Source organism: Sphingobacteriales bacterium (assembly GCA_016711285.1).
GTDB lineage: Bacteria > Bacteroidota > Bacteroidia > Chitinophagales > UBA2359 > JADJTG01.
On sequence record JADJTG010000013.1, the window covers coordinates 231286 to 255510 of the forward strand.

19 protein-coding genes are annotated in these 24225 nt (G+C 42.2%); 12 read left to right on the top strand and 7 right to left on the bottom strand.

Annotation, left to right across the window (positions count from 1 at the left end; genetic code table 11):
* The first annotated feature begins 52 nt into the window (after positions 1-52).
* From mnmG to IPL35_10445, 11 genes are all read left to right on the top strand, one after another.
* Positions 53-1915 carry a tRNA uridine-5-carboxymethylaminomethyl(34) synthesis enzyme MnmG gene (gene mnmG / locus IPL35_10395; protein MBK8443777.1) on the top strand — a complete coding sequence of 621 codons (1863 nt, stop codon included), beginning with the start codon at positions 53-55 and terminating at the stop codon, positions 1913-1915.
* Positions 1916-1999: 84 nt separating this feature from the next.
* Complete coding sequence (locus IPL35_10400; protein ID MBK8443778.1) at positions 2000-3607, top strand: Ig-like domain-containing protein; 1608 nt, start codon at positions 2000-2002, stop codon at positions 3605-3607.
* Positions 3608-3726: 119 nt separating this feature from the next.
* Complete coding sequence (locus tag IPL35_10405) at positions 3727-4683, top strand: mechanosensitive ion channel (GenBank protein ID MBK8443779.1); 957 nt, start codon at positions 3727-3729, stop codon at positions 4681-4683.
* A gap of 158 nt (positions 4684-4841) precedes the next feature.
* Positions 4842-6431 carry a hypothetical protein gene (locus IPL35_10410; GenBank protein MBK8443780.1) on the top strand — a complete coding sequence of 530 codons (1590 nt, stop codon included), beginning with the start codon at positions 4842-4844 and terminating at the stop codon, positions 6429-6431.
* A 390-nt stretch (positions 6432-6821) separates the two neighbouring features.
* Complete coding sequence (locus IPL35_10415; protein MBK8443781.1) at positions 6822-7394, top strand: sigma-70 family RNA polymerase sigma factor; 573 nt, start codon at positions 6822-6824, stop codon at positions 7392-7394.
* Positions 7395-7572: 178 nt separating this feature from the next.
* Complete coding sequence (locus IPL35_10420) at positions 7573-9162, top strand: hypothetical protein (GenBank protein MBK8443782.1); 1590 nt, start codon at positions 7573-7575, stop codon at positions 9160-9162.
* 28 nt (positions 9163-9190) lie between these two features.
* Positions 9191-9835 carry an O-methyltransferase gene (locus tag IPL35_10425; GenBank protein ID MBK8443783.1) on the top strand — a complete coding sequence of 215 codons (645 nt, stop codon included), beginning with the start codon at positions 9191-9193 and terminating at the stop codon, positions 9833-9835.
* A 203-nt stretch (positions 9836-10038) separates the two neighbouring features.
* On the top strand, positions 10039-11004 hold the full coding sequence (locus IPL35_10430; GenBank protein MBK8443784.1) for a glucosaminidase domain-containing protein: 966 nt from the start codon (positions 10039-10041) through the stop codon (positions 11002-11004).
* 16 nt (positions 11005-11020) lie between these two features.
* Positions 11021-11548, top strand: a complete 528-nt coding sequence (locus IPL35_10435; protein MBK8443785.1) for a GNAT family N-acetyltransferase — start codon at positions 11021-11023, stop codon at positions 11546-11548.
* 272 nt (positions 11549-11820) lie between these two features.
* Positions 11821-11970, top strand: coding sequence for a hypothetical protein (locus IPL35_10440; GenBank protein ID MBK8443786.1), 150 nt, complete (start codon positions 11821-11823; stop codon positions 11968-11970).
* 123 nt (positions 11971-12093) lie between these two features.
* Positions 12094-12363, top strand: a complete 270-nt coding sequence (locus IPL35_10445) for a hypothetical protein (protein MBK8443787.1) — start codon at positions 12094-12096, stop codon at positions 12361-12363.
* Positions 12364-12762: 399 nt separating this feature from the next.
* Here IPL35_10445 and IPL35_10450 read toward each other — a convergent pair whose 3' ends face one another.
* Together IPL35_10450 and IPL35_10455 are read right to left on the bottom strand one after the other, a co-directional pair.
* Positions 12763-13722, bottom strand: a complete 960-nt coding sequence (locus IPL35_10450; GenBank protein MBK8443788.1) for a T9SS type A sorting domain-containing protein — start codon at positions 13720-13722, stop codon at positions 12763-12765.
* Positions 13723-13892: 170 nt separating this feature from the next.
* Positions 13893-14879 carry a hypothetical protein gene (locus IPL35_10455; GenBank protein ID MBK8443789.1) on the bottom strand — a complete coding sequence of 329 codons (987 nt, stop codon included), beginning with the start codon at positions 14877-14879 and terminating at the stop codon, positions 13893-13895.
* A gap of 520 nt (positions 14880-15399) precedes the next feature.
* Between IPL35_10455 and IPL35_10460 the strand changes: the two genes are divergently transcribed.
* A complete protein-coding gene (locus tag IPL35_10460; protein ID MBK8443790.1) occupies positions 15400-17955 on the top strand; it encodes a TonB-dependent receptor plug domain-containing protein in 2556 nt (851 codons plus the stop codon).
* 29 nt (positions 17956-17984) lie between these two features.
* On the opposite strand, the gene IPL35_10465 is transcribed toward IPL35_10460, so the two are convergent.
* The 5 genes from IPL35_10465 to IPL35_10485 all read right to left on the bottom strand — a co-directional run bounded on the left by IPL35_10465 (position 17985) and on the right by IPL35_10485 (position 23965).
* Entirely contained in the window at positions 17985-18803 is an 819-nt protein-coding gene (locus IPL35_10465; GenBank protein MBK8443791.1) for a hypothetical protein, read from the bottom strand.
* A 63-nt stretch (positions 18804-18866) separates the two neighbouring features.
* The gene (locus IPL35_10470; GenBank protein MBK8443792.1) at positions 18867-20801 is read right to left on the bottom strand and encodes a 1-deoxy-D-xylulose-5-phosphate synthase; all 1935 of its coding nucleotides are present in this window, start codon (positions 20799-20801) and stop codon (positions 18867-18869) included.
* Between the two features lie 282 nt (positions 20802-21083).
* Entirely contained in the window at positions 21084-22109 is a 1026-nt protein-coding gene (gene murB / locus IPL35_10475) for a UDP-N-acetylmuramate dehydrogenase (protein MBK8443793.1), read from the bottom strand.
* A 30-nt stretch (positions 22110-22139) separates the two neighbouring features.
* The gene (gene dnaJ / locus IPL35_10480) at positions 22140-23285 is read right to left on the bottom strand and encodes a molecular chaperone DnaJ (GenBank protein MBK8443794.1); all 1146 of its coding nucleotides are present in this window, start codon (positions 23283-23285) and stop codon (positions 22140-22142) included.
* A gap of 92 nt (positions 23286-23377) precedes the next feature.
* A complete protein-coding gene (locus IPL35_10485; GenBank protein MBK8443795.1) occupies positions 23378-23965 on the bottom strand; it encodes a nucleotide exchange factor GrpE in 588 nt (195 codons plus the stop codon).
* Between the last annotated feature and the right edge of the window lie 260 nt (positions 23966-24225).

The window sequence follows — 24225 nt, forward strand, 5'->3', positions numbered from 1 at the left end:
AATATGTTGCTAATGGCTATTTCTGTCTAAATTTGCTCCAAAATTATAAGTTATGTTTAGAGAATATGATGTGATTGTGGTAGGAGGTGGACATGCAGGTGCTGAAGCTGCTGCCGCTGCCGCCAATTTGGGGTCACAGGTGTTGTTGATTACTATGAATATGCAAACCATCGCCCAGATGTCGTGTAATCCGGCGATGGGCGGCGTTGCCAAAGGTCAAATTGTGCGCGAAATTGACGCGCTCGGCGGCTACTCCGGTATTGTGAGCGACAAAACCATGATTCAGTTTCGTATGCTCAACCGTTCCAAAGGTGCTGCTATGTGGAGTCCGCGTGTGCAAAGCGATCGCCTCCTTTTTGCCACCGAATGGCGCACGATGCTCGAACAAACTCCGCGTGTGGATTTTTGGCAGGATACAGTCAGTGAATTGTTGGTAAATACTGCCGACCGCCGCGTATATGGCGTAAAAACAACAATGGGGCAAATCATTCAGGCGCGCGCTGTGGTGCTTACCAATGGCACTTTTTTAAATGGTACTATCCATATCGGCGAAAAACAATTCGGCGGCGGGCGTATGGGCGAAAGTCGCTCTACGGGTATCACCGAACAGTTGATTTCTCTGGGTTTTGAAGCCGGACGTATGAAAACAGGTACGCCGCCGCGTATAGACGGAAGAAGTTTGGACTATTCCAAAATGGAGGAACAGCCCGGAGATGATGAAATTGTGGGGTTTTCTTATAAAAATATCCAAAAACCCACCCAACAACGCTCCTGCTGGATAACTTATACCAACGAAGTCGTACACGACACCCTGCGCGCCGGTTTTGAACAATCGCCTATGTTTGCGGGGCGCATACAGGGTCTGGGACCGCGCTATTGCCCTTCTATTGAAGATAAAATCAATCGTTTTGCCGATAAAGACCGCCATCAGATTTTTGTAGAACCCGAAGGCTGGCATACCGTAGAAATTTATGTCAATGGGTTTTCTACTTCTTTGCCCGAAAATGTACAATACAAAGCACTTACACAAATTCCGGGTTTTGAAAACGTCCGAATGTTTCGCCCGGGTTATGCTATCGAGTACGATTTTTTTCAACCCAGCCAACTGCACCATACCTTAGAAACAAAAACACTGCAAAATCTTTATTTTGCAGGGCAAATCAACGGAACTACCGGCTACGAGGAAGCTGCTTGTCAGGGATTGATGGCGGGAATTAATGCACATTTGAAAATTAATGAGTGCAACCCCTTTGTTTTAGACCGCTCCGAAGCCTATATCGGTGTGCTGATTGATGATTTAATCACCAAAGGCACTAAAGAACCTTATCGTATGTTTACTTCGCGTGCCGAATATCGAATTATGCTGCGTCAGGATAATGCTGACTTGCGCCTTACCGAAAAAGGTTATCATTTGGGGCTTGCAGATGAAGAACGCTACCAAAATATGCTCAAAAAGCGCAAATCTGCTGCCGATATTCAACAAATTTTGAAAGAAATATCCATTGAACCACACGAAATGAATGCTATTTTGGAACAAAACGGCTCTACACCTTTGAGCCAAAAGCAAAAAGCGGCAGCAATTTTGTTGCGCCCTCAAATAGAAATGAAAGATTTGTTGAAAATAGATAAAATACAGACAGCCTTAGAAAATTTTGGAAAAGATGCTTTGGAACAAGCCGAAATTGAAACCAAATACGAAAGTTATATTGCCAAAGAAGCCGAAATGGTGAAAAAAATGCAGTCTCTTGATCATATTTTAATCAATCCTGACTTTGATTATAATAAATTGCCTTCTTTATCGTATGAAGCTAAAGAAAAATTACTTAAATTAAAACCAGATACTTTGGGACAAGCCAGCCGTATTAGCGGCGTGTCGCCTGCTGATATTTCGGTATTGCTTATTCATATCAATTAATTTGCTACATAAAATGTACTCTTGCCTTTGGATATTATGCGTTTATTTGTAAAAAATTACTTTTTATATGGAAAGCTGTCGCTTGTGGCAGCTTTTTTTATTGTGTTTTTGGGTGCTTGCGCCAAAATAATGCCACCTGAAGGAGGTGATAAAGATACTACACCGCCTGCCGCCGCCGCTTTTAAGCCGCCGCAGGGTAGCACTTCTTTTAATGCCTCAAAAATTGAGATACAATTTGATGAATATGTACAACTTGGTAATACTGATGCTATTATTGTATCGCCGCCCACCGAACAACGCTGGAATTATCAACTTAAAGGAAAAACGTTTCTGATAACGCCACCCGATGATTTGGCAGCCAATACTACTTATACATTGCAGTTTAATGATGTAATTAAGGATTTTACGGAAGGAAACACTTGGGAAAGCAGCGATTTTGTGTTTTCAACAGGTGTGGATATTGTTGGTGGAAAAGTGTGTGGTGTGCTTGATGCAACCAATGTGCAAAAAAAAGAAAGCACAGGAGCAGCCTCCAATCGTTTTTTGGTGGGTTTGTATCAATGGAGTAGCGATTCGCTTTTTATTTCACAAAGACCGCTTTATTATACCCTTGCACAGCCCGCCGATACTTTTCATTTGCTGCACATAGCCCCTGGTGAATATCGCTTGGTTGCTTTGGAGGATAAGAATAACAGCAATTTTTATGACCAACCCGAAGAAAATATAGCTTTTTATGGCGAAAAAATACTTGTAACCGCCGATACTACTTGTTTGGAAATAGGAAAAATTTCTTTGTTTAATGAAAAAAATGCTTTGGTGAAGGTGAAAGAGATTAAAAATCGCCGCCACAAAGCCACTGTTACGCTTTCTGCTGCTGCTGATTCTATGAAAGCACAGGCTTTGCAAAACGATTCTTTGTTGGTGATGTATCCTTCGGAGAAAAAAGATACTTTGTTGCTGTGGTTTAAGGGTGATGTGGCTGCTACCGAAGTTTTGCTGCATATTAATGCACAAACACCCGATACTTTGAAAGTGGAGAATGCCAAAAAAGATACAACCTCTTTGCCCGAATGGAAAATTACAAGTAATATTGTAAAAACCCGCAACAACACTTTTAAACACCTCTATCAACACTTGTCAATAAAGTACCCATTTCCTTTAAAAGAAATTCAAAATTTTGCTTTTTCCATTAAAGAAAAAGACGATACCCTCGCTTATCAACAATATCAAGTGTTGATGAATGTGGATTATCCGCAGGAAATAAAAATTGACTACGATTGGAAACCGGAAACCTCTTATGAAGTGTTGATACGCGAAGGCGGCATCTCTGATATATTCAACCGCCGCAACCCGCAAAACGATACTTTGCGATTTACCACGCGCCGCGCCTCTGATTATGGTGCGTTGCGTGTGGAGCTTAAAAATATTCCGGCGGCTACGGCGGTGCTAGAACTCATTGATGGTTTCGGTACTCGCATTGACAGTAAAATTCCTGCTGCCGACAATAGTGCCGTATTTGAGCGTTTGCAAACGGGCGTGTATAATGTGCGTGTGGTGATAGACGAAAACCACAACGGAAAATGGGATACGGGTAATTTTGCTGCCCGCAAGCAACCGGAGCGAGTGCTTACTTTTCCAGAAAGTATTACCATTAAACCCAATTGGGAAACGCTTGTTATTATAGAAGAATAAAAATAGAATTGATAATTCGTTTGTATAAAAATATTCTTCTTTTATAAAATAAAAATATTGTTTAATATATTGATAATCAATGTTTTATGACTTATGTAAATTAAAAAAAACTATTAAATATGGCAATAAAAATTATTTATAATATACTGAAATGGATGGCGGTTTTGTTGTCTTTTTTGGTGCAGTTCGAGGATATTATTTGTCTTCAGTTTTCTTATACCGTTAATCATGCCATTTTAATTGTTACTCGTTATATCTTATTTTATGGTACTATTGAAATTCTGCGTACCATCGTTGTGTTTTTTTATGATAACAGACGAGGTGATGGCGAACCTGATAATTTTATTTTAGCCGTAGAGCAGTTGAAACAGGTGATGTTGGTACTCGGCGGTATATTTAGTCTGTTTGCTTTGTGGGGTTTGAGCCTGCGCGAAATGTTTACTTCTATCAGCATCGTAGCGGCGGCTTTGGCGATTTTGCTCAAAGATTACATCTCCAATGTTATCAATGGTATGATTGTTACTTTTTCCAACCACCTTTCTTTGGGCGATCAGGTGCGCATCGGTAATCATAAAGGTAAAATAGCGGGTATCACGCTCACCAATATTCAGTTGATTAATGACGATGATGATTTGATTTATATTCCCAATACGATTGTGTATGCCACCGAAATTGTGAACTATACCAAACGCGAAGTGAAGAAAACGAGTATTGATTTTGAAATGGATATTCGCAGTGTGCCTTCGGTGGAAGATTTGGAAAAAGAACTCATCAATACCATTCAGGAGTATCATCATCTTATCAATAGCGACAGTTATAATCTGAGAGTGTATGAAGTGCGCAGAGATGTGCTCTTGCTCAAATTTCAGTATATTTTGAAAGAGCCGAGCCGTTCTTTGGAACGCGAAATACGCCGTAAAACGGTGCGCCGTTTGGTGTCTTTAATTAATGAGCGTATCGTGGCGCAAAATAACGGCGATATGTCTGCGGCAGATATATCTTTGCCCGATACTCATACAATGCCCTCTGTCAGACAGCAACATTTCAGCCATTCTACGGAGCAGCGTTTTTTTTAAAGGAGGAAGGAGCTTCTTATAAAAATTCTTTTTTGCTTCGCTACTATTGATTTGCTTTTTGCGGACAAAAGAAAAGTGGTGGTGTTTGATAAAAAGAACGTTTACTTAATGCAATAGCGAGAGTAATAGTCGTTTTTGTTGCTATTTTTACGCTTCAAATGACGAATAAAGTAAAAAATATTCAATCGCCTTTTGTGTGGTTTTTTGCGTTTTTGCTACTGCTCAATGCGGCTTTGCGGGCTTGGGGCATTTGGTTTCCGGTGTGGGCTTTTGATGAAAATCATATCTTGGGAAAATCCATTCATTTTTTGGAAAATATCCCTCTGTTGCTGCGCGGCGATTGGCAACAACTCCACACCGTTGCCGACGAATATGGTATCGTAGGACAATATATTGCTTTGTTGCCTGTTGCTTTGGCTCATGCCCTTGAGCATTTTTTCGGTATATCCTACCCTATTCCGCTTAAACTCATCGCTGTTCGTGTTTTTGTGTCTTTGCTGCCAAATGTGTTGAGTATTTATTTTTTATTAAAAATTATTCGCCTCCATTTTGAAGAGCGTTGGTGGCAATTGTTGGCGTTGCTGTTGTGTTTGGGCGTATTTAAGCACATAGAAACTGCCCATTATGGTGTAGCCGATTCTTTGAGTACTTTGTTTGCGGTGTGGGCGGTGTATTTGCTGGCTCGCCGTTTTATTGCTGTCGCCGACCTCCTCTCCCCACAGCACCGCGATTGGGCAATGTTGGGCGTATTGGCGGCTTTGGCTTCTTCTTCAAAAATTCATGTCGGCTTCGTGATAGTGGCTACTTTTTTGGCGGTGGCTGTTTTCTATACCCTACAAAAACAGCTCACTCCTAAAACATTATTGCTCATAACTGCTAAAATAATAGGTTGGGGCGTGGCGGCTTTTGTGTTCCTCAATATTCCGTTTTTGATAGATTATCGCAATTGGCTGTATGCTTTGCTGGAAGTTACCCTCAATTATGCGCATCTTATTAAAGGCTCATGGATAGCGTATTTTTATTTTTATCCGGTTTTTGGTGTAGATTGGGGTATTCTCTTGCTGGCAATAGCAGGAATTTTAGCCGCTTTGAGGAACAAAAAAAACACCCTACTGCCTTATTTTGTGTTTATCGTGCTTTATTATGCTTTGCTGTGCCTGCACAAAGGGGCGGCGCATCGTTGGGCAATTCCTTTAGCCCCGTTTTTTATCGTGTTTGCGCTTTATGCTTTGTATGTGCTTCGGCACTTGCTCGTGGGGCGGTTGCGCCTGCCGCTTTCATTTGCCCGATACCTATTGTTGAGCATCGCTATTGTTGCGGTTGTCAGACCTTTGTATCATATTGTGTTGTACGATATAAATATAACAGCAACACCTTCTACTTATCAGCAATTGCAAAGCTACTATCAAACGCAGGTGCTGCCACACCCTGCTTTGGGCAAATTTATGGGCATTGAGTTGCCGCCCATTCAAACAAAAGCCGACCCCGATACGCTCTCTTTGCAACATTATGACTATGCCATCTTTGACGATTTTTGGTTTCTGACCCGCCGCTATCCCGAAACGATGATTTATACCAACACCCTGCACAAACGCGTGGGTAATTGGGAGCCGCTGCGCCGCCGTATTGAACAGGAATGGCATTTGGTAAAAAAAATAAAACCCCGCTATTATACCTTTTGGAGCAACGAAACCGCCAATCCGCCGATTTTTTATATCTACAAAAAAAATACTCTGCCATCAGAATAGTAAGGAATTGTTGCTTTGTTCCGAATATTTTTTTGGACAAATTATTTTTTTAATATTTTTTAATAACTTTTCATTTTTAATTGTTATTTAAAATAAAATGCCTTATAATGTTTTGATTTCTAAATGATTATGTGTTTTTTCTTGGTTTTATGTCTAAAAAAACAATAATTATTTTAAACACCCCCCCTTATTTTTTGTCTTTGGAATAATATTTGTCATCAAGTAAATACAAAAATATTTGTACAATATTAAAAATGACTTATTTTTGTGCTTGTCTCATTTAATTTTATTTAATCAGCTCAATTAAACAAACCTGTCTCTTATCGAATAGAACGCTACGCTTTATTTAATTATTTTATTTGTTAATGCTTTTAATCTGTTAAAAAGCGTATGAAGTCTATGAATGATAAAGAGCTGGTACGGCTCTATGTATCCGGCACGGATGCAGCTCTCGCCGAGTTACTTTCCCGTTATAAAGATAAAATTTATCGTTCTATTCTGCTGTTTGTAAAAAATTCGGCAGAAGCTGAAGATCTTTTTCAGGATACCTTTGTGCGCATTATTGATTGCCTGCGCAAAGGTGCTTATAACGATGAAGGAAAATTTTTGCCCTGGGCAATGCGCATTGCCCGTAATTTGTGTATTGACCATTATCGCAAAGAAAAACGTATGCCCGCCATCGTAAACAACGAAGGTTTTGATATTTTTGAAATCCTCAAATTTGCCGATGAATCTGCTGATGATACCCTCATGCGCGAACAAACCCGACTCTCCGTGCGCGAACTCATAGATGCCCTCCCCGAAGAACAGCGCGATGTGCTCATCTTGCGCCACTATGCCGATTTGAGCTTTAAAGAAATTGCTGCCATGACCAATGTAAATGTCAATACGCTGCTGGGCAGAATGAGATACGCCCTCCTTAATATGCGCAAACTGATAGAAGAAAAAAAAGTGGCTTTGTAAAACGAGAAACTTTTGATTGATTTTTTTTATAAAAAACCTTCATTTATTTTTCTTGACAAAAACACCTGAAATACGGCTATTTTGAAGGTAAAAAAAATCAGTAGTCTAAAATAAAAAATACCGCCTTATATTTGCTTGCCGATATGCCTTTTGATACAGGCATATCGGCATTGCTTGTATGATGGAAAAAGATGCGCTGTTTGCTTTAATTCATTCGCTGAATAAATCGGAAAAAAGGTTTTTTAAAATATTTTCCTCGCGTCATATTATCGGCGAGCAAAATAACTATATCGCTTTGTTTGATGCCATTGAACAGCAAAAATCTTACAATGAAGCTGCACTGCTGAAAAAATTTGCCAATAAAAAATTCGTCAAACGACTTCCTATTGCCAAAAGCTATTTGTATGATATGATAGTGAAAGCAATGAGCCATTATCACAGCGACCGAAGCATTGATAATCAATTGTTGGAGTTGCTGCGGCAAATTAGTTTTTTGTACGAAAAAAACCTCTTGGCACAAGCACAGAAACTTATATCCAAAGCCCGACAAATGGCGTTGGAATACGAAAAATTAAGCCTGCTGCCCGAAATTTTGCAGTGGCAAAAAAAAATGCTCGAAGCCCGTTTTTATGCCAATAGTTCGGTCACAGAGCTTAACCGATTGTATCAGGAGTCTAAGGTGGTGTTTCAGCAACTTGCCAATATCAACGAATTCTGGCACTTGGAAGCAAGGCTTTATTTTCAGTACAACATAGAGGGCATTGTGCGCAATCGCCGCGATTTGAGTAATATTGAAAGTGTTTTTAACTCGCCACTGATGACCGGAGAAGATAAAGCACTTACTTTTGAGGCGCAATTGCTGATGAATAAAGTTTATGCCACCTACTTTTTTATTTTACGCGATTTTGAAAGCTGCTACACCTATATCCGCAAAGTGGTGCAACTCCTCGAAGCACGCCCCAAACTGATAGCCGCTTATCCACAACATTATGTGCAGGCTATCAATAATTTGCTCAATATGACCCGCGCCCTGCACCGACACGCCGAAACTCAACAGTATTTGCAAACTCTTGAAAACTTGATGCAAAACGACCACTACCAACGCCACGAACGCCTCTCGCTCAAACTCTTTGAATCGTATTATTATCACCGTATCAATGATTACTTAGACCGCCGCGCCCCGCTCGAGGGTTTGCCGCATGTGGCACAGGTGGAAGACGGATTGAAGAAATGGGATAAAAAAATTGATATAATGGGAGAAGTGATGTTGTGTTACCATATTTTTAAATTGTATTTCGAGGCAGAGTATTATGCAGAAGCGGCGGCGTGGCTGCAAAAAATCCTCAACAAACCTGATATTGGTGTGCGACACGATATTTTTAGTTTCTCTTACTTGCTGCGTTTGTTGCTTTTTTATGAAATGAATAAACCCGATGCTCATTTGCAAGTATGCCTGCAAGAAACCCACGATTATTTCAGCCGCCGTCCGGTGGCTTATCGTTTTGATGCTTATGTATTGCAGTTCTTGCACGCCCTGCTCTATCAACAATACCCCAAAGAAAATTTTTATGTCTATTTGCAACAACTCTACAATAATTTGAAAGAGTTGGCACAAGATCCTTTTGAGAAAAAAGTATTTGCTTATTTTGATTTTTTGGGCTGGGTAGAGCGCAAAATCGCTGCTCAGGCTGCACACAATGAAGTGCTGCCGCCTAATACAACAGCCCCCGCTTATGATGTGTCGGCTGCTTCACAAATTATTTCTTAAAAAAAACATCTTTGCTGCTCTCTACGCTATGCTGTCATCTTCCTCCGAGCTTTTGTGGCAATATCTCGCCGCACACAGCAGCCCCGCTTCCGATGCTTTGAAATGGTTAGAGCGCGAAACTCATCTCAAGGTACTCATGCCCAATATGCTGTGCGGTGCGGTGGTGGGCGAGTTGTTGCAAACCATCAGCCGTTTGATGCAACCCCGCCATGTGTTGGAAATAGGTACCTTTACCGGATATTCGGCAATATGTCTGTGTGCCGGTTTGTCGCCTGAAAAAGACGCTCTGCTGCACACCATAGACATCAATGAAGAACTGCACGACCTGAGACAAGAGGCTTTTCGCCGCGCCGATTGCACGCATCTTATTCGCCAATACTACGGAAAAGCCGCCGATATTATTCCTACTCTGCCTTATACCTTTGATTTGGTGTTTATTGATGCCGATAAACAGAATTATTGTCGCTATTACGAACAGGTATTGCCTTTGTTGAAAAAAAATGGTATAATTTTGGCTGATAACGTGCTGTGGAAAGGCAAAGTGTTGTACGAGGCAACAGATAAAGATACGCTTGCTATTCAGCAATTTAATGATTTGGTGCAAAATGACCCGCGCGTGCGCAATGTGATGCTGCCTTTGCGCGATGGCTTGACGATTATTCAGAAAATATAATTTGTATTGAAAAAAACAATGATAGGCTCGGACGGATTTTTTGAGCATTTAAAAATAAAATCATTTTCTTTGCTATACTTTTTTAAATGTTTTCTTATCTGAAAACGGCACTTGATTACTATATCACAAAAAAAACTATTAATCCTTTTAAGGCTTTTTTAAGAATGAAAATGGTCGGGAAATTTATATGTTATTGTTGTTGTGTGCTTGCTGTTTGCGGGCAGTTTTTATATGCTGCAACAACTCCTGAAACGAAAAATATCTTTGTAGTGCAGTATGTAGAAGTGCATAAAGATTTGGCAGTTGCCGAAATGCAAATGTGGGGGGTGCCTGCCAGTATTACTTTGGCGCAGGCAATCCTCGAAACCGGAGCCGGTAGCAGTCGTTTGGCAAAAGAAGCTAACAATCATTTTGGTATCAAATGCAAAAGCCAGTGGCAGGGTGCTACTATCTTCGCCGATGACAATGAACCCAATGAGTGCTTTCGCAAATATGGAAGCGTTGCCGAATCTTATCGAGACCATTCTCTTTTTTTGAAACATCACCCCCGCGCTTCTTACGATTTTTTGTTTGTAGAGCCGATGTCGCGCGATTATAAGGTGTGGGCGGAGGCTTTGCGTATGGCGGGTTATTCTACTTCTTCGGATTATGCCACGCGTCTCATTCGTTTGGTGGAGTTGTACAATTTGCAGCAATATGATACATTCCCTGTTGTAGCCAATAAAATTGCCCCTGCTCCTGCCCCTGTAACTGAGGAAGTTGTTGTTCCTGTTGCTGCTGTTTCAACGCAAGCTGCTCCCACTCATCACAAAACTGTTCCTTCTTCTGCTTCTACGGTTGTTCTGATAAATCCTTCACTTTCCGAAAGTATTAAAAACTCCGAAAAAAAGATTACTCCTACTCCCCAAAAGCCTTTAAAAATCGAAAAAAAAGGAGATGTACGCGATTCTTTTGTGTTCAGCCGTGCCGCACAACAAAAAACTGTCGCTGAGGCAGATACCAACTTGGGTAAAGTGCATATTGTAGGAACTAAAGATACAATGGAAAAAATTGCACAAAAATATAATATTAGCGTGGCAAGGCTCTACGCCTACAACTATATGACCAAAGGCACACAGCCCAAAAAGGGCGCAAAAATTTATATAGATACTTATTCGCCCCACCGATAAATACTTTGTAAACCTGATGGCAACAAACATTGAAATCAAAAATGTGACCCTTGACCATATTGCAGCGTTGCAACACATCACCCGACAAACTTTTTACGAAACTTTCGCCGCCGATAACAACGAAGCCGATATGATAAAGTATCTGCAAGAAGCCTTATCTGTGGAACAACTTACTGCCGAACTCAACAACGAATATTCCGACTTTTATTTTGCAATGCTTAATGATAACGTTATCGGCTACCTGAAATTAAATTTTGGAGGTGCACAAACCGAACTCCAAGAAAAAAATGCCCTCGAAATTGAACGTATTTATGTGTTAAAAGAATTTCATGGCAAAAATGTAGGACAATTGCTCTACGAAAAAGCCATGGCGATAGCCCGACAAAAAAACTATGATTATGTGTGGTTGGGTGTGTGGGAAAAAAACCTGCGTGCAATACAATTTTATAAAAAAAACGGATTCGTGCCATTTGGTACGCATGTTTTTCATTTGGGCAACGATGCACAAACGGATATAATGATGAAGTTGTATTTGAAATATTAAATCAAAATGTTTTGATGTTTTACGAGTCTGTAAAATAAACTGTGTCAAAGGGAAATAATACTTTAAGAATTAAAAAGATAAGACACAAGAAAGCACAAGATTTGATTAGACAGACAGAAGCCTGACAAAGAAACTGGGACAAATTGAGTACCTGTTTTAACGATCCCCAAGCCATCTGAAAGATTATCTATACCACCAATACCATTGAGAGTTATCATCGCCAAATCCGAAAAGTTACCAAAAACAAGGGAGCTTTCCCCTCCTATATAGCTTTGATAAAACTCATCTTTTTAGCGGCAAAAATATTCAGAATAAGCGGCAGAAGCCCTATCCAATTAGAGCATCGTCATTGCTCAACTCAAAATTATGCTCCCACACCGTATTCAAATTCACATTTAAATAACCCTATTTCTTACGAATAGCGCAGTTTATTTTACACGCCCTTTTATTCTTCACAACCTCTATTTTGTCTGAACCCTGATTTTTGGGATTAGGGGATAGGCAGGATTTTTTTGTTGCCCACCACTTTGACAAAGTTCAAAAATTTGTCAAAGTTGAAAAGAGGTAAGTTAGCCGAGTTCAGAAGTAAGCTAACCGAGTTCAGAGGTGAGTTAACCGAGTTCAGAAGTAAGCTAACCGAGTTCAGAGGTGAGCTAACCGAGTTCAGAAGTAAGCTAACCGAGTTCAGAAGTAAGTTAGCCGAGTTCAGAAGTAAGTTAGCCGAGTTCAGAAGTAAGTTAGCCGAGTTCAGAAGTAAGTTAGCCGAGTTCAGAAGTGAGCTAACCGAGTTCAGAAGTGAGCTAACCGAGTTCTGAGGTAGGGGGGGGTACTTATATAGGTAGGGGGGGGTACTTATATAGGTAGGGGGGGGTACCCCCATAGGTACCCCCCCCTACCCCTCGGTTACCCCCTCCAACAATATGTGCAACAATAAAGAGTTATGAATATTTGCCTTATAAATAAGGGGTTTTTGAGAAAACAACCGCCCGCCGCCGCCTACTTTTGGGTGGAGTAGCGCACCCTACCCTAAAAAAACGCCTCCGACCTAAGCATCAGGCACAAAAACAGCCCTACCACTCCCCAAAATACCGCCGGACGCTGTTTTTAAACAAAAAAAACGAGGAGCACTTTCAACAGTACCCCCCGTTTTTCCATCTACTTAAATACCTTCGCCACCCGCTTTGGGCGTGGGTGCGGTCGGTTTTCATAGAAATTCACTGTTTTAAGATTTTGAAATAAAAAGATTGCTGCTGTTCGTTGCTCATCTGTAAAATATACAAAGCCGCCGGCAAATGGCTTATATCAATATCCGCAGCAGTATAATTTATTGTTATTTGTTGCCCCGAAAGCTGATAAAGATTAGCTGTAAATGTTCTATTGATAGGTTGCAATACAATCCGCTGTGTTGCTGCATCATAATAAGCCGTCGGCGTTTGGTTTGTATTGGGTGCTGAATTAATGCCCGTAGGCGCGCACTCCGCCGAAATGCCGCTATTGTAGTAGCCGATGATATTGTCTTCGTAGCAGAGGAAATGATGAGGGTTGCATTCGTGATACATAGTCATTATATTGTCGCAAAATAGCTCGTTCTTGGTCAGGAATAGACTATAAGGCGTGCCTATATTTTCAGTTACAGTAAAAGTGGTGTCCAATGCACTTGGATTCCAACCTATCTCGCTGTCTAATCTCAATCTGGAGGCGGTATATCTTCTCAATGGAAAACCATTTATGACAACAGTATCTTTTGTTTGTATAGTGTAATCATAATTACAAATTAAGCCTGCAATAGTGTAGGTATCTCCTACCTCTAAATCAAAATCAAACCACTTTGAAAAACCATTGTGGTCTTTGTTAAAAATATAAATTGCTCCGTTTTCTTTATAGGTATAAATGCTATCTTCATCGTAGGGCAGTACGTAAAAATAGGTGTCGGTGATGGGGGTACTCCATGTAATTACTTTGCAGGTTTTTCCTTGCACTTCTTTTTCGGCTACACATTCGTACAGCACATATTTGGAGGCACAATCAGAGCCGCCAATGCTGCACCACCACTTCGCCCCAATGGGCGCAAACTCGGCATTTTGGGCGCGAGCTTCGGGCGGCAATAATACAAATATCCACGCTGCCGATAGCAGCAACCAACGAGAGAATAATAAAAAGTATTGAGTGTTCATAAGGAAAAATTGATAATTGAGAATATCGTTTTTTTATGTTCTTTCTCTTTGCGGCTCTGCGGCTTTGCGGTTAGCAACTTTTTTCACCGCTAAGGCACGAAGGCGCGAAGTTGTTTTTTTATGGGATAAGAGTGCTAATTCAAAAGTTAGCGTTCATCATCTTTTAAAATTTAAAAAATTTGTGATTGAATAAAAATATGGTCTTGTTTGAGTACGGCTATATAGGGTTGGTTATTAGATAAATACAAATGCTGTGCAGTGGCATAGCTGCCCTTGTATAGTTGCTGCCCCCACATATTATAAATATCCAAACTCAACGCTTCGGCGGGCGGCTGCGCAAGCTGAAAATAAATCGTTTGCGTACCTACCCGACAGGGCAAAGTATAAGCAGCCGCTTCATTTGCTGCAATTCCCGTAAATTCGTAATAATCGCAAGTGGGGTACTTGCTCTCTTCATTGTGATATAAGCCTATTTCTGTGTCTTCGTAGCAGCGCAGTTCATCGGAACCTATTAAATAATCGGTAAAACCAAAATGATATGCCTGCACATCTAATATTTCATCTATCAAAAACCCACTATATAATCCTATTTTTTCAGTGATTACGAAAGAATTATCTTGCCAAAATGCAAGTGCATCAGTTGCTACTACTTTACCCTTTAACTGTCTCAATGCCATTCCGTTGATTTCTACGGTATCTACGCTTTGAATTAATATTTGAAAAAACTTATTGAAGCGCAAACGACTGATGAGCGTATCACCGACATTTAAAGAAAAATCATATTGTAGTAAAAATTTTTGCGTAGGCGGGTGATATACATACACTTCGCTATTGTTTTGGTGTACATAAAAAGTGTCGGGGGCGAAAGTGAGCTCTTCTCCGTCATAATCATAATAACTGGTAGCATACTCATCTCTACATATCATTTTGCAGTTTTTTTCGTGAACAATAGTATCCTTTAAAACGGTGTACTGTAAATAACCATTCTTCGTTTCACAATTAGTCAGATAAATACAATTTGTTCCATACCACCACTTCGCCCCAATGGGCGCAAACTCGGCATTTTGGGCGCGGGCTTCGGGCGGCGATAATACAAATATCCACGTTGCCAATAGCAGTAGCCAACGTGGGAGTAATAAAAAGTATTGAGTGTTCATAAGGAAAAATTGATAATTTAGAATATCGTCTTTTATGTTCTTTCTCTTTGCGGCTCTGCGGTTAGTAGCTTTTTTTACCGCTAAGACGCTAAGGCGCGAAGTTGTTTTTTTAATATAATAACGGCACTAATTTAACGCATTTTTTTTAAGTAGCAGGTGAGGAGTGTCATTGTTTTGTAAAACTTGTGTGGTATTACTGCCTTTCCCTCTGTCCCCTTTTTCCGAAGCGGGGAAGTTTTTATCAGCATATTGATAAAGTTTCAACTTTGTCAATGTTAAAAAGCCAGAATTTTTTTTATCTTTGCTCCCACACTACACGGGGTGCCTTTTTGTTTTTTTTTGTGATAAAAAAGAACAATGAAATACAGGCTGAGAACATACCCATTGAACCTGAGCAGGTAATGCTGCTAAGGAATAAAAGGTCGGTTTAAACGAAAAATGTAGTTTATTCCACCGTTGCCCCTCCCCGATGGCGGCGGTATTTATTTTTTAATGACTTTGAGTGCAAAACACATTTTGTATGAACTTGTATGTACAACTCTTGGGTGTCAGCAGGCTATTGCTGTGCCCTTGCTTTGCTGTTGCTGTGCTGTTGTCGGCTGTTGCCACTTCTGTAAGCGCACAATCGTTGCGGGGTACTGTGACTGATGCCGATACCCGCGAGGCTATTCCTTTTGCTATTATTACGGCAATTTCCGCAGAAAGTAACCATAATAACAACACCGTTTTTTCTGCACAAAGCGATATGGCAGGGGCTTTTGATATGGAAGCTCTGCCTGCTGCTGTTTATCGTGTGGCAGTGCGTTGTATCGGTTATCAGCCGGATACTTTAACACTCACCCTCCCTGCTCTTGCTCCTTTATATATAGCTTTACAACCCGCCTCTTTTCAGTTGGCGGTGCCGGTGCTTATCAGTGCTACCCGCGCCAATCATTTTACGCCGATGGCTTATACCTATGTGGGGCGTGCCGAATTAGACAAAAACAATACCGGCGTAGATGTGCCGTATCTGCTGCAAAGTATTCCGGCGGCAGTGGTGAGTTCTGATGCGGGGGCGGGTATCGGCTATACGGCTTTGCGGATTCGCGGTGCAGATGCCACCCGCACCAATGTTACTATCAACGGCGTACCGCTCAACGATTCGGAGTCGCAGGCGGTGTATTGGGTAGATTTGCCCGACTTCGCCTCTTCGGTGCAGGGTATTCAGGTGCAGCGCGGCGTAGGTACTTCTACCAACGGTGCTAATGCTTTTGGTGCAACTATTAATTTGGAGAGCAATCGATTTGCCGATACTGCTTTTGCGTGGATTAATGTGGGCGGCGGCTCTTTTGATACGCGCAAAGCTGCAGCACAGGTAGGCACCGGATTGCTCCGGCAACGCTGGGCTTTGCAAGCGCGTTTATCGGCAATTCAATCCGGCGGTTTTATTGACCGCGCTACCTCCGATTTGCGCTCTTTTCATATCAGTGCCGCTTATAATAACCTCAAAAAAAATCATTCCCTTTATTTTCATCTTTTTTCCGGTCACGAAATTACTTATCAGGCTTGGTATGGTGTGCCTTTGGATATTTTACAAAGTGGCAACCGCACCTATAATCCGGCGGGATTTATCAACGACAGCACTTTTTATGAGCAGCAGGAAGATAATTACCGCCAAACGCATTATCAGTTGCACTGGAATCATCAGCCTTTGCATCAGGATAAATGGTCGTTTTCGGCAACCTTGCACTACACGCACGGCGGTGGTTATTACGAAGAATATCGCCCGCAAGATGATGTAGAACGCTATGGTGTTGCTCCTTTTGTGGTGGGCGATACAACGATTACTGTCGCCGACATCGTGCGCCGCCGTCATTTGAGCAATGATTTTTATGGATTTATCGGCTCGGCGGTGTATCAGCAGCAGCAGCACCGTTTTATTTTAGGTGCTGCGCTAAATCAGTATTTAGGAGTACATTTCGGTACTTTAGTTTGGGGACAGTATATAGGCAACTATCTATTGCCCGCTGCCCGATATTATGAAAATGATGCTTTGAAAAACGATTATAATGCTTTTGTAAAATATTATTTCACTTTCAAAGATAAGCTCACCTTCTTTGCTGATGCGCAATTGCGTGCTGTATATTACGATTATTTGGGTTTTGATGCCAATTTACTACCGCTTCAGCAGGCGGCGCATTTGTTTTTTTTCAATCCCAAAGGCGGTGTGGTGTGGAATATGGGCGAAGGAAAACAGTGCTATGCTTCGGTGGCGCGTGCCTCACACGAGCCGAACCGCAACGATTTTGTGGCAGCACCTCCCCAACAACAACCCATATCCGAACAACTCACCGACTATGAGGCGGGCTATCGCTGGAGCAGGGGTGGCGCGCGTTTTCAGGGAAATGTGTATTATATGTACTTCAAAAATCAACTCGCCCTCAACGGCGGCATCAATGATGTGGGCGAATATACCCGTGTCAATATTCCGCGCAGCTATCGTGTGGGTATAGAGTTGGAAGCGGCTTTGCCCTTACATCGCTATTGGTTTTGGAACGGAAATATCGCATGGAGCCGTAATAAAGCATTAGAATTTGACGAAGTGGTAGATGCTTTTTTGCCGCCCGATTATAACCAAAAAGTGCACCTGCATTATCAAAATACTGATTTAGCTTTGTCGCCGGCGGTAGTGGCTTACAGCGAATTGTTGTTCAAACCCCATTTTGCCACTTCTATACAAACCGAAATTTCGTGGATTAGCAAATATGTGAGCAGGCAGTATTTGGATAATACTCAAAATAAAAATGCTGATTTGGCGCAGCAAATAGAAAATATACCCACAGCGCAGCGTTTTATTGCACCGGCTTGGGTAAATGATATGCGTTTGAGAATGATACTGACGAACAGTAAAGTTTTTAGGCAGATGGCTTTTACTTTGCAGTTGCGCAATTTGCTCAATGCCCGCTACGAAGCCAACGGCTACACATTCCGGTATATCGCCGAAGATGCGTCTGCTGCTCCTGCTTTATACGAAAGTGTATATTTATTTCCGCAAGCGGGGCGCAATGTATTATTGGGTATGGAATGGAGGTTTTGATAGGCGAGCGGAAATAACGGCTAACTGCTTTATTTGCAAACTCTTTGCAAAACACCATCTTTTAGCTCATAAAATATCGTTTCATCTGCTTGTTTGATAACATTGTTATCCCAATCCATATCAGTACCCGTTTTGTGCAAGACAACACTGAGGAGGTTTTTGTCGGTTGTTGCTGTTGTATTGTATTGATAAGCATCTGCTTCGTTTTCAACCATACCCATATTGTCGGCATATTTGATGTAGCTCAATATCTCTTTTCCGCCTGTGTACCACGTTGCAATATTTTCTGTCACGCCTTGTCCTGTGTAAGTGCTGTTCACTTCTACGGCGTACCACTCTTCTCTGAGTTGTATCAATGCCACTTCGCCCGCATTGCCCCAAGCACCGTAGGGCATTGTATATTTTTCAAAATATACAATGTTCCAATGGTTGGAGTCGTCGTTTTTAAATAATTCAATGATACTCAGCACCGGAGCGCAAAAATGGCAAGCGGCATATTCTTCTTCACTTTCTTTGAAATAGGTGGCGGTGAGCAGGAGACGCACTGTGCCGTAAGTGCTGCGGTGTTCAAAAACGGTATCTAATTCGGTGTAGAGCATACCGTCAAAAGATTCCCCGAATTGCAGGCGTTCCGATAAATTGGGTTTCCAGCGACAGACTTTTTGTTGAGCATCAAATTTTCCTTCAAAAAGCGTAGCAATGATGTGTTGTGGTGAGTCGGTGGGCAAAAATTCAATTTCTTGTGCCGCCGCCGATTGTGTTATCGCCAAACAACAGCAGCTATACCACAATAAGGCAATGCTGTATTTTTTTATTATCTGCCTGAAAAAATAAGTGCCTACGCTCATGTGTTATGTTTTTTTTATGGAAAATGAGATTGTTTTGCTGATAAATCTCTTGTAAACACACGCTTATACTTTTACATATTGTTGCACTTGTAACATTTTCTTCGCTGTTTGATAAATGCTTTCTGCATCAAAGCCGCACTCTGCCCAAAGTTCGGGCTGGCTGCCGTGGTCAACGAAGCGGTCGGGGATTCCCAAGCGTTTCACCTGTGCCGTATAGCCTTCATCTGCCATCATTTCCAACACGGCACTTCCAAAGCCACCCATCACGCAGCCATCTTCTATGGTGATGATTTTATCAAAGTTTTCAAATACTTCGCGCAGTAATGCGTGGTCTAAAGGTTTTACAAAACGGAGGTCGTAGTGGGCGGCTTCTATGCCTTCTTTTTCCAACATTTTACAAGCCTGCACCGCAAAATTTCCCGGGTGTCCGATGCTCAAAATAGCAATGTCTTTGCCGGCTTTTACTTGGTATCCTTTGCCTATGCCGATTTCTTCAAAAGGCTGCTGCCAATCTACTATCACGCCTTCGCCGCGCGGGTAGCGGATAGATGAAGGGAAAGCGTTTTTGTCTAATTGCAAGGTGTACATCAAATTGCGCAACTCTATTTCGTTCATCGGTGCGCATACCACCATATTCGGAATACAACGGAAATACGCCAAATCAAAAGCACCATGGTGCGTAGCCCCGTCAGCACCTGCCAAGCCGCCTCTGTCCAAGCAGAAAATTACATGTAAATTCTGCAAAGCCACATCGTGTACCACTTGGTCGTAGGCGCGTTGCATAAATGAAGAATAAATATTGCAAAAAGGTACTAAACCCTGTGTTGCCAAACCCGCCGCAAACGTTACGGCGTGCTGCTCGCAAATGCCCACATCAAAAGCACGCTCCGGCATCGCTGCCATCATCATATTTAGGCTGCAACCACTCGGCATTGCCGGCGTGATGCCCATCACTTTTTCGTTTTTTTGCGCTAATTCAATGATGGTTTTGCCGAAAACATCTTGATATTTCGGCGGCTGCGGCTTGGTAGGGGCAGATTTATAAATTTCACCCGTTATTTTGTCAAATAGTCCCGGAGCGTGCCATTTGGTTTGGTCTTGCTCGGCTAAGGTAAAGCCTTTGCCCTTTACCGTAAGACAGTGCAGCAGTTTGGGTCCCGGAATGTTTCTGAGGTCTGAAAGCACTTCTACCAACTTGTTGATGTCGTGCCCATCAATAGGACCGAAATAGCGCAAACCCAAAGACTCAAAAAAGTTGCCTTGTTTGGATAACATTCCTTTCAGTGCGCCTTCTACTTTGGAGGCTATTTCCTGTGCATTTTTGCCGAATTTGCTCAGTCCGCCGAGTAAGTTCCATACTTCATCGCGTACTTTGTTGTAGGTGGGCGAGGTGGTAATGTCGGTGAGGTATTCTTTTAAGCCGCCCACGTTGGGGTCAATGCTCATGCAGTTGTCGTTGAGTATAATCAGCACATTGGCATCGCTTACGCCTGCATTGTTGAGGGCTTCGAAAGCCATACCGCCCGTGAGTGCGCCATCGCCGATAACGGCTACCACCTGACGGTTTTTTTCTTTGTGGTATTTGCTCGCTTCTGCCATACCCAAAGCCGCCGAAATAGATGTAGAGGAGTGTCCTACTCCAAAAGTGTCGTATTCGCTTTCTTTGCGCTTCGGAAAACCACTGATACCTTTATAAATACGGTTGGTATGAAACATATCGCGCCGCCCCGTGAGCACTTTGTGCCCATAAGCCTGATGCCCCACGTCCCATACCAATTGGTCGTAGGGCGTATCAAACACATAATGCAGAGCTACCGTTAATTCTACTACACCCAAACTTGCCCCAAAATGACCACCATTGACGGAAATGGTATGAATGAGGTAGTCGCGCAGTTCCTGACAAAGTTGGAATAATTGGCGTTTGGGGAGTTTGCGCAAATCTGCCGGATACTGAATTTTGGGGAGCAATTCACCCGTAGCAGGTATAGAAATTGGCATAAGAAGAGGATAATTTTTTTACAAAATAACCGCACTACAAAAAGATGTTGGCAATAGCTGACAAGTTGCAACAAAACGCAAAATTATGCAATTTTGTTTACATTGATTGGATATGGCTTAAAAAACACTACTTTTATGTTGAGAGAGGAGATGATATACAGGAAATCGAGAGTAAACGTGAGTAAATTGATGTATAAAAGAAACAGATGTTTTGTTCTTTTTTTTAATCAAGTGGTTTTTTTCCTAAAAGATCGTTACTTGTTTAAAATAATTCATTTAGTCCTATCGCCACATATTTACTTCCGGCTGTAAGGTAATATCAAATTTTTGTTGCACTTCACTGATGATTTCCTGCGCTATATCATAAATATCGCCGCCTGCCGCACCGCCATAATTGACCAAAACCAATGCCTGCCGCTCGTGTACACCTGCCGCACCGCGCCGCAGTCCTTTTTTGCCGCATTGCTCAATCAACCAAGCGGCGGCTACTTTGACAGTTTGCGGATTGTTGCCGCTGTAATGCGGAATATTGGGATATGTTTGTTGTAAGGTATGCAGTTGTGAGAGAGGAATAAGAGGATTTTTAAAAAAGCTCCCTGCATTGCCTGTTTGTCGGGTATCGGGAAGTTTGGAACGCCGTATTTCGTTGATTGCCTCGCCAATATTGCGCAAATTTACCACCCCACCAAAGCGTTGTTCTAATACAGTGCGCACATCGCCGTAGTGCAGTACATATTCCGGCTGCTTGCGCAACTTTAATGTTACCGACACAATACACCATTGTTGCTGATACTCGGGTGTTTTGAAAATGCTGTGGCGATAGCCGAAATGACAGTCGGTGGCGGTAAAAGTGTGTGTACGGGTTTGGCGGAGGTGGACGGCTTCGAGTGCCTGAAAAGTGTGGCACAATTCTACGCCATAAGCTCCTATGTTTTGAATGGGGGCAGCTCCGACTGTACCCGGAATCAGCGATAAATTTTCAATGCCGCCCCAGCCGCGCTCTATGCAATACCACACCAATTCGTTCCAAAGCACGCCACCGCCTGCTTGTATCCATACTTCTTGGGCGGTTTCGCGCACTGTAGCAATGCCGCCGATATTATTCTTTAATATCAGGGCATCAATGGCGGGTTGCAAAAGCAATATATTGCTTCCACCGCCCAATATCAGTACTTTTTGATGTTGGGCGGTGGAAGTTTGCAGCAGTTGCCTTAATTGTGCTGTATTGTCGAAGGCAGCAAAATAATGCGCTTGTGCATCAATTCCGAAGGTATTGAAGTGGCGAAGCGATTGATTTTCTATTATCATTGCGGGGGTGTGGCTGCTACCCTATTGTTACTAACTGAAATAATCTTTCACTTTATCAAAAAATCCTTTGTCGGATTTGTCGCCTCTGGGCTGAAAATTCGGATAATTGCGCATTTTTTCTACGGCTTTGCGCTCTTCATCATTGAGGCTTTTCGGAATCCATACTTTTACCTTCACTAATTGGTCGCCGCGTTGGTAGCTGTTGAGTATGGGCAAGCCCTTATTGCGCAGTTTTAAAATAGTACCCGACTCCGTGCCCGGTGTAATTTTTATTTTTGCTTTGCCGTCCAAGGTAGGAATATCCACCGTAGTGCCCAATACGGCATCGGCAAAAGTGATGTAAAGGTCGTATAAAATATGTTCGCCTTCGTGCTGCAAATATTCGTGCGGCAACTCTTCTATGACAATAATTAAATCGCCCGCTCTGCCGCCGCGCTCGCCCATATTGCCTTTGCCGCTCATAGATAGCTGCATACCTTCGCTCACACCGGCAGGAATATCAATGCTGATAGTTTCGTCGCCGTATTCTACGCCGCTACCTTTGCAGGTATCGCATTTGTTGGTGATGGTGCGCCCTTCGCCGTTGCAAGTGGGGCAGGTGCTGATGGTTTGCATGGCACCGAGCATCGTTTGTGTTACGCGGCGCACCTGACCACTGCCATTACAAGTGCTGCAAGTGCCAAAGCTTTTGCTGTCTTTTGCTCCACTGCCGCTACAAGTGTGGCAAGCTACCTGTTTGCGAACTTTTACTTTTTTCTGTGCGCCGTTGGCGAGTTCTTCTAAGGTGAGTTTTACTTTGATGCGCAAATTAGAGCCGCGCGGCGGTCCGGCTTTTTGGCTGCGTCCGCCGCCTCTGCCACCGCCAAAAAAATCGCCGAAAATATCACCGAAATTTTCAAAGATGTCTTCAACGTTCATACCGCCGCCTGCGCCGCCAAAGCCGCCCTGCCCGTTTACGCCCCCATGACCAAAACGGTCGTATTGGGCTCGTTTTTGTTCGTCGCTCAATATTTCATAAGCTTCGGCGGCTTCTTTGAATTTGTCTTCTGCCACTTTGTCACCCGGATTGCGGTCGGGGTGATATTGCAATGCTACCTTGCGATATGCTTTTTTGATTTCGTCAGCAGTAGCTCCTTTGGCAACGCCTAATATCTCATAATAATCTCTTTTTGCCATTGAATAATTGTAGTTGTATTTTGTATAAAAATTGCAGCAACTAAGTACTGCTTTTTTGCTGCAATACCGATGCTGCTTGTGGTGGTGGAGTGCTATTTGCCAACCACTACTTGAGCAAAGCGGATAATTTTATCGTTCAGCCAATAACCTTCTTCTACTACATCTATTACTTTTCCTTTCATGCTATCGTCAGGAATGGGTACTTCGGTGATGGCAGAGTGGAGTTCGGGGTCAAAAACTTCGCCCACAGCGTGCATCTTTTTTAAGCCGCGCTGCTCTAAAATACGGCTGAGTTTGTGATAAATCAACGCAAAACCCTCGCTTGCTGTTGTTTCTATCTGAACGCCTTCGGCTTTGAAAGCGCGTTCAAAATCATCTAAAACCGGCAGCAATTGCTGAATAACCTCCTGTGAGGCGTTTTGCAGCCACTCTACGCGCTCTTTGGCACTGCGCCTTTTATAATTGTCGAATTCGGCATACAAACGCAAACATTTATCTTTCAGTGCTGCATTTTCTTCTTGTAATTTTTCGAGGAGTTCTGTTTCCTGTTGTTCGGTAGTTTCTGTTGTGTTGGATACTTCCGCAGGGCTTTCCGATTCGGGTGTTGCTGTGGTGTTGTCGTTGTTTTTAGGTTCGTCCTGTATCATTTCCAAAATATTTTTCTTAATTTTTTTAAACATAAAACTTGCTGTTTATAATGTGGATAAAGCAAACTTTTCTGTATATTTTGTTCTTTTTTTGCCTCAAAGAAAATCAAAAATGACAAAAATACAGTATGTAAGTTCAAAATTATCCTTAAATTATTTGTTCAAAAGGCTTGCCATGTGTATAAAAGTGTCAGTTTGGCAGATTTTTTTTATAAAAGTATTCTTTGATTGCTTGATATCAAATGTGTTGCTTGTATAAAATACAAAAGCCTCGCTGTATTTGGGCGAGGCTT